The 12,071-nt window shown below is 66.4% G+C and carries 11 protein-coding genes and 1 riboswitch; of the genes, 9 read left to right on the forward strand and 2 right to left on the reverse strand.

All coding sequences use genetic code 11. From position 1 onward, the window contains the following. The first annotated feature begins 5 nt into the window (after positions 1-5). The 4 genes from ACFO0G_RS19645 to ACFO0G_RS19660 all read left to right on the forward strand — a co-directional run bounded on the left by ACFO0G_RS19645 (position 6) and on the right by ACFO0G_RS19660 (position 2,399). On the forward strand, positions 6-1,004 hold the full coding sequence (locus ACFO0G_RS19645; RefSeq protein WP_376979749.1) for a LacI family DNA-binding transcriptional regulator: 999 nt from the start codon (positions 6-8) through the stop codon (positions 1,002-1,004). 78 nt (positions 1,005-1,082) lie between these two features. Continuing rightward, complete coding sequence (locus tag ACFO0G_RS19650; protein WP_286401935.1) at positions 1,083-1,286, forward strand: hypothetical protein; 204 nt, start codon at positions 1,083-1,085, stop codon at positions 1,284-1,286. A 92-nt stretch (positions 1,287-1,378) separates the two neighbouring features. After that, the gene (locus ACFO0G_RS19655; protein WP_142131097.1) at positions 1,379-1,681 is read left to right on the forward strand and encodes a DUF4193 domain-containing protein; all 303 of its coding nucleotides are present in this window, start codon (positions 1,379-1,381) and stop codon (positions 1,679-1,681) included. Between the two features lie 172 nt (positions 1,682-1,853). After that, entirely contained in the window at positions 1,854-2,399 is a 546-nt protein-coding gene (locus tag ACFO0G_RS19660) for an AMIN-like domain-containing (lipo)protein (RefSeq protein WP_376979751.1), read from the forward strand. A 71-nt stretch (positions 2,400-2,470) separates the two neighbouring features. Here the strand turns inward: ACFO0G_RS19660 and ACFO0G_RS19665 are convergent, their stop codons facing one another. Next, positions 2,471-4,027 carry an APC family permease gene (locus ACFO0G_RS19665; RefSeq protein WP_376979753.1) on the reverse strand — a complete coding sequence of 519 codons (1,557 nt, stop codon included), beginning with the start codon at positions 4,025-4,027 and terminating at the stop codon, positions 2,471-2,473. 222 nt (positions 4,028-4,249) lie between these two features. On the opposite strand from ACFO0G_RS19665, the gene ACFO0G_RS19670 reads away from it, so the two are divergent. Next, positions 4,250-4,729: a Dps family protein gene (locus ACFO0G_RS19670; RefSeq protein WP_142131093.1), complete on the forward strand. Its 480-nt coding sequence runs from the start codon at positions 4,250-4,252 to the stop codon at positions 4,727-4,729. 99 nt (positions 4,730-4,828) lie between these two features. Here the strand turns inward: ACFO0G_RS19670 and ACFO0G_RS19675 are convergent, their stop codons facing one another. Then, positions 4,829-6,382: an MFS transporter gene (locus tag ACFO0G_RS19675; protein ID WP_376979755.1), complete on the reverse strand. Its 1,554-nt coding sequence runs from the start codon at positions 6,380-6,382 to the stop codon at positions 4,829-4,831. A gap of 84 nt (positions 6,383-6,466) precedes the next feature. On the opposite strand from ACFO0G_RS19675, the gene ACFO0G_RS19680 reads away from it, so the two are divergent. The 4 genes from ACFO0G_RS19680 to ACFO0G_RS19695 all read left to right on the forward strand — a co-directional run. Further along, on the forward strand, positions 6,467-7,003 hold the full coding sequence (locus ACFO0G_RS19680) for a TetR/AcrR family transcriptional regulator (RefSeq protein WP_286401949.1): 537 nt from the start codon (positions 6,467-6,469) through the stop codon (positions 7,001-7,003). Between the two features lie 94 nt (positions 7,004-7,097). After that, positions 7,098-7,195: riboswitch (glycine riboswitch) on the forward strand. 189 nt (positions 7,196-7,384) lie between these two features. Beyond that, positions 7,385-10,231 (forward strand): aminomethyl-transferring glycine dehydrogenase, encoded by a 2,847-nt coding sequence (gene gcvP / locus ACFO0G_RS19685; protein ID WP_376979757.1) that lies wholly within the window; start codon positions 7,385-7,387, stop codon positions 10,229-10,231. A gap of 11 nt (positions 10,232-10,242) precedes the next feature. Continuing rightward, entirely contained in the window at positions 10,243-11,391 is a 1,149-nt protein-coding gene (gcvT, locus tag ACFO0G_RS19690) for a glycine cleavage system aminomethyltransferase GcvT (protein ID WP_376979759.1), read from the forward strand. A 460-nt stretch (positions 11,392-11,851) separates the two neighbouring features. After that, a partial coding sequence (locus ACFO0G_RS19695; RefSeq protein ID WP_376979761.1) for a serine dehydratase beta chain occupies positions 11,852-12,071 on the forward strand: 220 nt, incomplete at its 3' end.

Consider the following 12,071-nt stretch of genomic DNA (forward strand, 5'->3'; position numbering starts at 1 on the left):
CAAAAATGGTGCGGCGGCCGAGGCTTGAGGACGTGGCGGAGCTGGCCGGGGTCTCGCACCAGACCGTGTCACGGGTGGTCAACTGCCACCCGAACGTGAGTAAGGGGACGCGGGAGAAAGTGGAGGCGGCGATTGCCCAGCTGGGGTACCGCCGCAACTCCGCTGCCCGGAGCCTGGTTACCCGGCGCTCGCAGACCATCGGGGTCCTGGCCAGTGAACTGTCGCAGTACGGGCCTGCCAACACCCTGCTGGGGGTGGAACGCGCCGCGCGGGATGCTGGGTACTTCGTTCGCGTCGCTGCCCTGCGGGAGGTCAACCGCGATGCGATCCTGGCCGCCGTCCGGCACTTCCTGGACCAGTCGGTGGAAGGCATCGTGGTGATCGTTCCGCACCTGGAGATGCCTGCCGCCCTCGCGGAACTGCCCATCGGAGTGCCTGTGGTGGCCGTGGGGACCACAGGCACTGACGCCGTTGGCGGCGTCAAAGTGGACCAGCGCCGCGGGGCGGAACTGGCGGTGAAGCACCTCATCGGGCAGGGGCACGTCCGTATCGGGCACGTGGCGGGGCCCCAGGACTGGATCGACGCGGTGGCCCGCGCCGATGGCTGGCGGGGCGCCCTGGACGCGGCCGGCCTCGACGCCGATCTCATGTTCGAGGGTGACTGGAGCGCCGGCAGCGGTTATGAGATAGGCCGCAAGGTGGCAGCCAGCCCCCGTGCCACTGCGCTGTTTGTAGGCAACGACCAGATGGCCCTGGGGGTCCTGCGGGCGTTGAATGAGGCAGGAATCAAGGTGCCGGAGGACGTCTCCGTGGTGGGCTTCGACGACCAGCCCGAAGCCGGCTACTTCAGCCCGCCCTTGACGGTGGTCCGGCAGGACTTCGAAGAACTGGGCCGGCGGTGCATGGACCTGATGCTCAGGGCACTGGACGGCGCCGAGGGATCGCAGACGCTGGTGGTGGAGCCCGAACTCGTCCTGCGCAGCAGCACCGCCCCGCCGGCCTGAAACTGCCGGCAGCGAAGTTAATCCGGGGGAGACCCCCGCGAAACGTGGCCACAACAATCGCTGCGTACGTTGGCAGGCATGACGGCTACCCTGCTCATCCGGCTCCGCGACTGGCTGCTGGACACGTTCACGTATGACTCCGAGTCCCTGGCCGGCGGCGCCATGGCTGACGCCACCCGCTGGGGCTGGCTGCCGGCCTTGAGCGGGGTGTCCGCAGGCGCGGAGCAGGCCCGCTCCGAGCATGCGCTGGCAGCACCCGAAACCAGCACGATGTCTGGTTAAACACACTATTGCGCCACTAGCGTGGTAATGCCCTAAACTGCTTCACTGAGGTGCCTGAAATGGCGCTGCGCAGCAACGAAAGTGAACACGCTATGGCTACCGATTACGATGCTCCACGCAAGCAGGAAGAAGAGTCGCCTGCTGACTCTCTCGAGGCCCTCCAGGCATCACGGAGCGGCAACGCGCAGACCGCGGTTATCGATGTCGACGAAAACGACACCGCTGAAGGTATCGACCTGCCCGGCGCCGACCTGTCCAACGAGGAACTGACCGTCATTGTGGTTCCCGAGCAGTCCGACGAGTTCACCTGCTCGTCGTGCTTCCTGGTCCGCCACCGCTCGCAGGTTGCCCGTGAAAAGAACGGCCTGAAGTACTGCCGCGACTGCGAAGGCTAAAACTATTTCCTGGTTTTCCCGGCGCCGGCCACCCCCTCGGGTGGCCGGCGCTTTTTGGTCCTGCGCTATTTATCTCCGGCCGCCGTCGTTATCAAAATGACCCCTCGTCTCGGGCAAGGAACACTCCTACGCTGGAATCATCCAATGGCTTTGAATCCTGGATGGTACAGCAATGAAAAAGTTCTCCATCTGGCTCGCAGCGGTCCTGCTGGCTGTAGGGCTGGGAATCGTGGTCCAGGCACCTGCCTCGGCGGCTCCCTACTGCGGGCTCACCTGGGGCTCGCTGGCGAAGTCCGGGCAGGACACCGGTACCGCATCCGTCACCAATGTCCGCACGGGGCAGCACTACTGCTTCGACCGGTTGGTGGTGGATCTCAACGGCCCTGCGGTGGCCTATACGGTGCAGTATGTGCCGCGGATCGAGCAGGAGGGCTCCGGGGCCTTCATTCCGGTCCGGGGCGGTGCGCGCCTGCACATCAGCATCAAGGCGCCCTCCTATGACGAGAACGGCAACGCCACCTACAGCCCCGCGGACAGGAATGAACTCAGCAACGTGTCCGGCTACCAGACCTTCCGCCAAGTAGTCTCCGCAGGAAGCTTCGAAGGCTATACAAGTCTGGGCCTGGGCGTCCGGGCCCGCCTGCCGTTCCGGGTCTTCACCCTGGACGGTCCCGGCTCCGGCTCCCGGCTGGTGATCGACGTGGCGCACTACTGGTGACCGGTCCGTCGTCGTAAACCAAAAAGGTGCCGCGCCCCATCAGGGGCGCGGCACCTTTCCTGCGGGGGTTTTTACTCCGGAACCACCAGGGCGGGGGTATCCCGCTTCAGGGTTTCACCGCGGAAGAAGCCCGGGTGGGTGCGGGACATGACCAGCATGACGACGGCGCCCAGGGCCAGGATGCCGATGCCCAGGATGAACACCAGGCCCACGCCGAAGACCTCCGAACCGCTGCCGAAATCCGGGGCCAGGCTGTCCATGGCGGTCTGGAAGAACACCACGAACAGGCCCAGGCCGCCCACCACCGGGCACACCAGCCGGAACAGGAAGTGGCGTGCGCTGTTAAACAGGCTGTGGCGGAAGTACCAGGTGCAGGCCAGGGCGGTCAGGCCGTAGTAGAAGCAGATCATCAGGCCCAGGGCCAGGATGGTATCGTTCAGGACGTTCTCGCTGACCACGTGCATCACGGCGTAGAACCCCGCGGAGATGATGCCGGCAGCGATGGTGGCGAAGCCGGGCGTCGCGAACTTCCTGCTGATGCGGCTGAACGGCTCCGGCAGTGCACCGTAGTGCGCCATCGCCAGCAGGCTCCGGGACGGCGACATGAACGTGGACTGCAGGGATGCTGCGGAGCTGGAGAGCACGGCCAGGGACATCAGGATGGCGAAGGGGCCCATGATGGGGGAGGCCAGCGCGGTGAAGATGTTCTCGTGGTTTTCGGCGTTGTTCAGGCCGTTGCCGGTATCTCCGACGCCGGCGAACATCATGGTGGCGATGCTGACCAGGAGGTAGATGGCAAGGACGATGACGGCCGTCAGGGTGCCTGCCACGCCGGCGGTCTTCTTGCCGTTGGCCGTCTCTTCATTGACGGTGAGGCAGACGTCCCAGCCCCAGTAGACGAAGATCGACAGGGAGATGCCGGCGGCAACCTGGCCGAAGGTTTCGATCTTGGTGACGTCGAACCAGTCCCAGCTGAACGGGATGGCCGTTTCCGAGGTGGACCAGTTGGCGAACGCCATGCCCACGAACAGGCCGAGGACCAGCAGTTGGAAGCCCACCAGGCTGTACTGCACCAGCTTGGTGGTGTGCAGCCCGCGGTAGCTGACCCAGACGGCCAGCGCCACGAAGACGAAGCAGGTGATGACGTTCAAGGCTTTGTTGTCCGCCAGGTCTGCGAGCTCGGGGGAGCCGGTGAGCTGGGACAGGAAGAGGTAGAAGAAGTCGACGGCGACGCCGGCGAGGTTGGACAGCACGATGATGTTGGCGGCCAGCAGGCCCCAGCCGCCCATCCAGCCGACCCAGGGCCCGAAGGCCTTGGTCACCCAGGTGAAGGTAGTGCCGCTGTCCGGGGAGTCGGCGTTGAGTTCCCGGTAGGCGAGCGACACCAGGATCATGGGGATGAACCCGATCAGGAAGATGACTGGCAGCTGGAGGCCGGCTTCGTTGACGGTGGGACCCAGCGCGCTGGTGAGGGTGTAGGCGGGGGCAATGGTCGAAATGCCCAGGACGACGACGGCGAGGAGCCCGAGCTGCCCGCCCTTGAGGCCCTTGTCGCTGACGCCGTCCGCGGATGGGGCGTGGGCGTGCGGACCGGGTTTGGCCGTACTGGTGCGGATTGTCTCTGTCATGGCACCACTTTCTGGGAAGGCTGTGAGACGGAAGTCACTATATGAATGGCGTTCATTTAGTATGGGGGCGCCGCCCGTGTGATGCAAGACGCATTATGAATCACATTCGTTTGTGACTCGTTTTCGAAATTAGTAAGCTCACTGATGAATTCCCTGAAGGCCTGCCGCCGCGGTGTCCGCGGCTGGTAGCGTCGGGAGTATTGGACCACTTGAGGAGGATGCATGAAAGCTTCACCGACATTGACCAACAACCTGCAGGCTGTCCTTGCGGACCTGATCGAGCTCCACGTCCAGGGCAAGCAGGCGCACTGGAACATCGTGGGCACCAACTTCCGCGACCTCCACCTGCAGCTGGATGAAATCGTGGACGCTGCCCGCCAGTTCGCCGACGATACCGCCGAGCGGATGCGCGCCCTGCATGCGCTTCCGGACGGCCGCAGCTCCACCGTTGCCGAAACCACCAGCCTGGCCCAGTTCCCTGAAGGGCTGATCAGCACTGAAGATGCCATCGAGCGGATCGTCGCTGCCATGGAGGCTGCCGTAGGCACCATGCGCAAGGTCCATGACGAAGTGGATGAGGAGGACCCCACCTCCGCGGACCTCCTGCACGAATTCATCGCCCGGCTGGAACAGTTCGCCTGGATGGTGCAGGCGGAAAACATGAAGCCCACTGCCAAGGTCACGGCTGCAGACTCAAAGTAGCGGTTGTTTCACGGAGCGCCCGGCGCCGAGGTATCCCTCCTCGGCGCCGGGCGCTTTGGCCTGCCCGTCCGTCCGTTTCTGGACTCCCGTGGGCGTCCGCTATGCTTTTGGCACTTTGCGAAGCACGACGGCGGCGAGGCCTGCCGCCGTCGCCATCAGTACCAGCCCAATTGCCGCGGTCACGTGCACCCCGGAGTCGAACGCTGAAGCGGCGGCGTCCAGGACCATCCCGCCGAGCGATGCGGGCAGGAGGTTGGCCGCCTCCACGGCGCCCGCCAGTGTCTCCCCGGCGTTGTGCAGGGTGGGCCCGGGCAGTATGCCCTCAAGCCCCGCGGGCAGCCGAAGGTTCTGCTGGTAGGAGGCGGTCAGGATGGATCCCAGGACGGCTGTCCCCAGCAGGGAACCCACCTGATAGCCCGTCTCGGAAATTGCCGCGGCCGCCCCCGACTTCGCCGGCGGGGCGGCGCCCAGGATGAGGTCGTTGGAGATGGTCTCCGCCGTGCCCACGCCCAGCGCCAGGACCAGGAGGGCTGCCAGCAGCAGCGACGGGCCGCCGTCGTGGTTTCCGAACGTCACCATGCTGTAGCCGGCGGCGCTGAACGCCAGCCCCGCAGCCACCACGTACCCGGGCCGGACCTTGCGGACCAGCGGCACCACCACCAGGCCGGCCACCACTGTGGCTGCCAGCGCGGGGACCATGGCAACTCCCGCCCCGGAGGGGCTCATTCCTTCGAGGAGCTGCAGGTGCTGGGCGAGGAACAGGATGAACCCGTTGAAGGAAAACAGGGCCAGGATGTTGGCGGTTATGGCCATGCTGAACACACTGTTGCGGAACAGGGACATGTCCAGCAGCGGGTGCTCCAGGCGCAGCTGCCGCTGCACGAACACGGCTCCCATGGCCAAGCCAAAGGCAATTGCCCCCAGCCCTGCTGCGCCCGGCCCCTCCGTGGCGACGGCCTTGATGCCGTACACCACGGGCACCATGACCAGCATGGAGAGCAGGATGCTCGGGATGTCCACCTTCCCCGGGGAGGGATCCCTGGACTCCGGGATCAGGGCCGGCCCCAGCGCCAGCAGGGGAACCATGAGGGGTACCGCTACAAGGAAGACCGCGCCCCACCAGAATTGCTCCACCAGCCAGCCGCCGGCAATCGGCCCGAGGGCGGCGCCGCCGGAGAATCCCGCAGCCCAGATGGCGACTGCCAGCCGCCGGCGGTTGGGCTCGGGAAAGATGTTGCGGATCAGCGACAGCGTGGACGGCATCAGCATGGCCCCGAAGAAGCCCAGGGCTGCGCGGCCGGCGATCAGCCACTCCGGCGTCGGTGCGAAGGCGGTGGCGGCCGAGAGTGCGGCGAAACCGATGCTGCCGATGACCAGGAGCCGCCGCCGGCCAATCCGGTCGCCGAAGCTTCCCATGGATACCAGCAGGCCGGCCAGCACCAGGGGATAGGCGTCCACGATCCACAGCAGCTGCACGCCGGACGGTTCCAGGGCGCGGGCGATGGCAGGCAGCGCGAATGTCAGCGCCGTGTTGTCCACGGCCACCAGGAGTACGGGAAACATCAGCAGCCCCAGCGCCACCCAGTCGCGCCACAGCTGCCGCGGGGCGTTCCCGTCCGTGCGTGAGGGCGCGGGGCTGGTGGAAGTCGTCATGGAATAACTATACCGTCCAGACGGTATAGTTTAAAACTCCTTCCGGTTCCGTCATACCGCCGTGGGAAGGGCATGATGGAAGGCATGCCCCGAAAGCCTGTAGCCCGCGAAGCGGTCCTTGATGCCTTCGAGTCCCTGTTGATCGAGGTGGGGGAGCGCGCCGCCACCCTTGACGCCGTCGCCCGGAAGGCCGGCGTGTCCAAGGGCGGCCTGCTCTACCACTTTCCCAACAAGGAAGCGCTCATCGCCGTTCTGCTGGACCGGCTGGACGGCCTGGCCCGGGAGGATGCCGACGCCATGGCCTCAGCCGGCGAAGGCGCCGCCGCTTACTTCATTCGTTCCTCGGTGTGGGCAGACACTCCGCTGGACAGGGCCATCGTTGCCGCCACAAGGCTTGCCGAGGTGGCGCATGAAGAGACGCGGCGCCGGTTCGCGGCCATCCAGCAGCGATGGCTGGACGAAATTGCGGCTGATGTTGGTCCGGGGCTGGCGAAGGCAGTCCTCTATATGGGTGACGGCCTGTACTTCAACGCCATGCTGTCGGTGGCGCCCGCTCCGGCGGGGGGAGCGGCCGCTGACGTGGAGGAACTCCTCGCCGCCCTGGAGCGGCTCCGCAGGTAGGATTTGCCATTTGCCGGGAGGGGCGGCGGCGTAGGACAATGGAGAGTTGTGAGGGCCGCCACCGGCCGTCATGACCCAACAAGTTAATAGCCTTTGATCTGCGGCGGGAGAGTTCTGCCGGAAGTACAGGCAGGCGCCGTAGGAGCAAATCCTCCCCAGGAATCTCGCAGGCCCCTGTACCGCCGCGGCGAGGCGCCTCTGGAAAGCAGCAGGCAGTTGTCCTTCCTCCCTTGGGAAGTGGAAGAACTGTTGTGCTCACCGACGGTGCAAGCGGGTCCTGCCAGGCAGGCAACGCGGAAACTCTCAGGTCCAATACAGAGCGGGGAGGAACCCGAATAGCTGTGGCGCACCCTGCGCCGCCTGAGTAAATGGAGTTCCTTCGTGTCGGTTACCCCAGCCTCCACCACCTTCGTAGACCGCCATATCGGCGCGCGCCGCCAGGCCGACGTCGAAACCATGCTCAAAGCCGTGGGCTACGACACCGTCGACTCCCTGGTGGACACGGCCGTTCCCAAGGTCATCCGCCAGGAAACCGCCCTCCGCCTCCAGGACGCCCTCAGCGAGGTTGAGGTCCTCACGGAGTTGCGCAAGCTCGCCGGCAAGAACAAGACCGCCGTCCAGTTGATCGGCCAGGGGTACTTCGACACGGTCACTCCGCCGGTGATCCGCCGCAACATCCTCGAGTCCCCGGCCTGGTACACCGCGTACACGCCTTACCAGCCTGAGATTTCCCAGGGCCGGCTTGAGGCCCTGCTGAACTTCCAGACCATGGTGCAGGACCTGGTTGGCCTGCCTATCGCCAACGCCTCGCTGCTGGATGAAGCAACTGCCGTCGCCGAGGCCGTCCTGCTGATGCGCCGTGCCAACAAGGCCAAGCCCGCTGCGGATGGCAAGACCGTCCTGGACATCGACGTCCTCCCGCAGACCATCGCCATCGTCAGGGGCCGCGCCGAGGCACTGGGCTTCGACGTTGAAGTGGCGGACCTTTCCCAGGGCCTGCCGGAGGGCGATATCAATGGCATCGTGCTGCAGCAGCCCGGCGCTTCCGGTCGGGTATGGGACCAGTCCAAAGTCATCAGCGCCGCCAAGGACCGCGGCGCCCTGGTCACCGTGGCCGCAGACCTGCTGGCACTGACCCTGATCACCCCTCCGGGCGAGCAGGGGGCGGACATCGCCGTCGGCTCCGCCCAGCGCTTCGGTGTGCCGCTGTTCTTCGGCGGCCCGCACGCCGCCTACATGGCTGTCCGCAAGGGGCTGGAGCGTTCGCTGCCCGGCCGGCTGGTGGGCGTGTCCAAGGACGACGCAGGCGTTCCTGCCTACCGCCTGGCGCTGCAGACCCGCGAGCAGCACATCCGCCGCGAGAAGGCCACGTCCAACATCTGCACGGCGCAGGCGCTGCTGGCCATCGTCGCCTCCATGTACGCCGTGTACCACGGCCCGGACGGGCTGAAGGCCATTGCGGAAACGACTCACGGCCATGCCCGGGTGCTGGCGGCGTCGCTGGCAGCAGCCGGTGTGGAGGTCCTGCATGGGAGCTTCTTCGACACCCTAACCGTCCGCGTCCCCGGACGCGCTGCCGCACTTGTCGCAGATGCCGAAGCACGCGGAATCAACCTGCGTTCAGTCGACGCCGACACGGCGGGCATCTCGCTCGATGAAACCACGACGGCGGCCGTCGTCGCCCAGGTTGCCGACATCTTCGGCGCCTCCATTGCTGGGGGCGAGGGCTTCGGGCTGGAGGCCGCCGTTGAGCGCTCCTCCGGCTACCTGCAGCACCCGGTGTTCAACACGCACCGGTCCGAGACGCAGCTGCTGCGCTACATCCGGAAGCTCTCCGACCGTGACCTCGCCCTGGACCGCACCATGATCCCGCTGGGGTCGTGCACCATGAAGCTGAACGCCACCGCCGAGATGGAGGCCATTTCCTGGCCGGAGTTCGCCTCCATCCACCCGTTCGCCCCGGACTCCCAGACCGCTGGCTGGCGCGAACTGATCGCCGACCTGGAAGCGGACCTGACGGCCATTACCGGGTACGACCAGGTTTCCATCCAGCCCAACGCCGGATCCCAGGGTGAGCTCGCAGGCCTGCTGGCGATCCGCGGCTACCACCACTCCCGCGGCGATCAGCAGCGCAACGTCTGCCTGATCCCGGCCTCGGCCCACGGCACGAATGCTGCTTCCGCGGTCCTGGCAGGGATGAAGGTGGTCGTTGTAGCCACCGCAGCGGACGGCACCATCGACCACGAGGACCTGACGGCCAAGATCGAAGCGAACAAGGACGCCCTGTCCTGCATCATGATCACCTACCCCTCCACCCACGGCGTGTACGACGGCGACGTCCGCGACGTGTGCGACGCCATCCACGCCGCCGGCGGCCAGGTATACATCGACGGCGCCAACCTGAACGCGCTCGTCGGGCTGGCCCAGCCGGGCAAGTTCGGCGGCGACGTCTCGCACCTGAACCTGCACAAGACCTTCTGCATCCCGCACGGCGGCGGCGGACCCGGCGTGGGCCCGGTCGCAGCCAAGGCACACCTGGCACCATTCATGCCGGGCGACGCCAACAAGGCCGCCCATGAGGAAGGCCACGGGGTGGCGATCTCGGCGTCCCGGTTCGGTTCCGCCGGTGCGCTGCCGATCTCCTGGGCGTACGTGAAGCTGATGGGCGGCGAGGGCCTGACCGAGGCCACCAAGTCCGCGCTCCTCGCAGCCAACTACGTGGCCGCGAGGCTGAACGAGTTTTACCCGGTTCTCTACACCGGCGAGGGCGGCCTGGTGGCGCACGAGTGCATCCTGGACCTGCGTGAACTCACCGCCCGCACCGGTGTGACCGCCGAGGACGTGGCCAAGCGCCTTATCGACTTCGGCTTCCACGCCCCCACCCTGGCATTCCCGGTCGCAGGAACCCTGATGGTGGAGCCCACCGAGTCCGAGGACCTGGCCGAGATCGACCGCTTCATCGAGGCCATGATCACCATCCGCGAGGAAATCGACCAGGTGGCCAACGGGGACTTTGCCGTTGCCGACTCACCGCTGCGCCGCGCACCCCACACTGCCGCCGCCGTCGTCAGCTCCGACTGGGACCGTGCCTACCCGCGCGAGCAGGCCGCGTTCCCCGCCCACCACAAGCAGGACAAGTATTTCCCGCCGGTGGGCCGGATCGACGGCGCCGCCGGAGACCGGAACCTGATCTGCTCCTGCCCGCCGCTCTCCGAGTTCGAGAACTGAGGCCTGCCGCCATGACTGAGAAATACACAGCGTTGTACGACGAGCACAAGAAGCTGGGCGCGTCGTTCACCGACTTCGGTGGCTGGCAGATGCCGCTCAAGTACAGCTCCGAGCTGGCCGAACACCACGCGGTCCGCAAGGCTGCAGGCCTGTTCGACCTCTCCCACATGGGCGAGGTCTGGGTGACCGGACGGGACGCCGGCGCGTTCCTGGACTACGCCCTGGTGGGGAGGATCTCCGCCATGGCGGTGGGCAAGGCCAAGTACTCGCTGATCTGCAATGAGGACGGCGGAATCATCGACGACCTCATCACCTACCGCCGTCCCGCTGCGCAGGACGGCACCGACGTCTTCCTGGTGGTGCCCAATGCCGGCAATGCCGCCGTGGTGGCTGCAGCACTGCAGGAGCGCGCCGCAGGGTTCGATGTGGTGGTGGATGATGCCTCGGCCCGCACCTCCCTGGTCGCGGTCCAGGGGCCCAAGGCCCAGGAACTCCTGCTCCGCCTGGTTCCGGCCGCCCAGCACCCCCTGGTGACGGAACTGAAGTATTACGCCGCCGTCGAGGTTCCCTTCCTGGTAAGCGGGGCGGGCAAGGAGCTCCTGCTCGCCCGTACCGGATACACCGGCGAGGACGGGTTCGAAATCTTTGTGGACAACCACGATGCCGCCGCGCTGTGGCAGGCACTGATCGCCATCGCCGACGAAGCGGAACTGACCCCCGCCGGCCTCGCCTCCCGCGACTCCCTCCGGCTCGAGGCAGGGATGCCACTGTACGGCAACGAACTGTCCCTGCAGGGTGACCCGTTCGCCGCCGGCCTGGGCCCCGTCGTCGCACTCTCCAAGGAAGGCGACTTCGTGGGCAAAGCCGCCCTGGCAGCCAAAAAGGCGGCCGGCGCCGGCAGCACCTCCGGCCGCCGCCTCGTGGGGCTCAAAGGCCAGGGCCGCCGCGCCGGCCGCGCGCACTACCCCGTGCTCAAGGACGGTGCCACGGTCGGCGAAGTGACCTCCGGCCAGCCGTCGCCCACCCTCGGCTACCCCATCGCCATGGCCTACGTCGACGTCGAACACTCGGCACCCGGCACGGCCCTGGACATCGATCTCCGCGGCAAGGCAGAGCCCTTCGAAGTGGTCGACCTCCCGTTCTACAAGCGACTCAAGTAGTCCCTTGGGGATCGGCCGTGGTCACCTCGGGGACCGGCGGACCGGACATTTTCACGCGTGCGTTGGGCCCACGCCGTCAGGGTTCCCTGGCCGAGCTTGCGAGGCTAGGGAGACGGTGGGGAGCACGCTTTCGAAAAGTCCGGCTCCGCCGGCCCTCGTGCGGAAGTTGCGGTTGTGCGAGGACAGTGTCAGGTCTTACAGGACGCGGGTGGGTGAGGGCTACGTGCTGTTTCTCTTTCCCCGGCACTCATGAGCGTTGTCGGCCCGCTCGTTGCCTTCCTGCCCCGGCGCTCTGGTGCCGTGTCCTCGGAGTGGGCGGGGCATCCGGCAGCGTGCGTCTAAGGGAGCGTCACGTCCGCTTAGCGGGCGTCTACGCGACCGAGCACGCAGAGGATGTCCTGCCCGCTCCACCCAACCACCCAGAGTTCCAAGAACGCAGTTCTAGTTAGGAAAACCCGTCATGGCTGTTGGCGTTTTCGACCTTTTTTCGATCGGTATTGGCCCGTCGAGCTCGCATACTGTGGGGCCGATGCGGGCTGCTGCTGTTTTTGCCGAGGAGTTGGTGGGGTCCGGGGTGCTGGGTTCCGTGGGGTCGTTGCGGGTGGATTTGTATGGGTCCCTTGCGGCGACGGGGCATGGGCATGGGACGATGACGGCGATCCTGTTGGGGTTGGAGGGGT

It is taken from the genome of Arthrobacter sedimenti (assembly GCF_042652025.1).
GTDB classification, from domain to species: domain Bacteria; phylum Actinomycetota; class Actinomycetes; order Actinomycetales; family Micrococcaceae; genus Arthrobacter; species Arthrobacter sedimenti.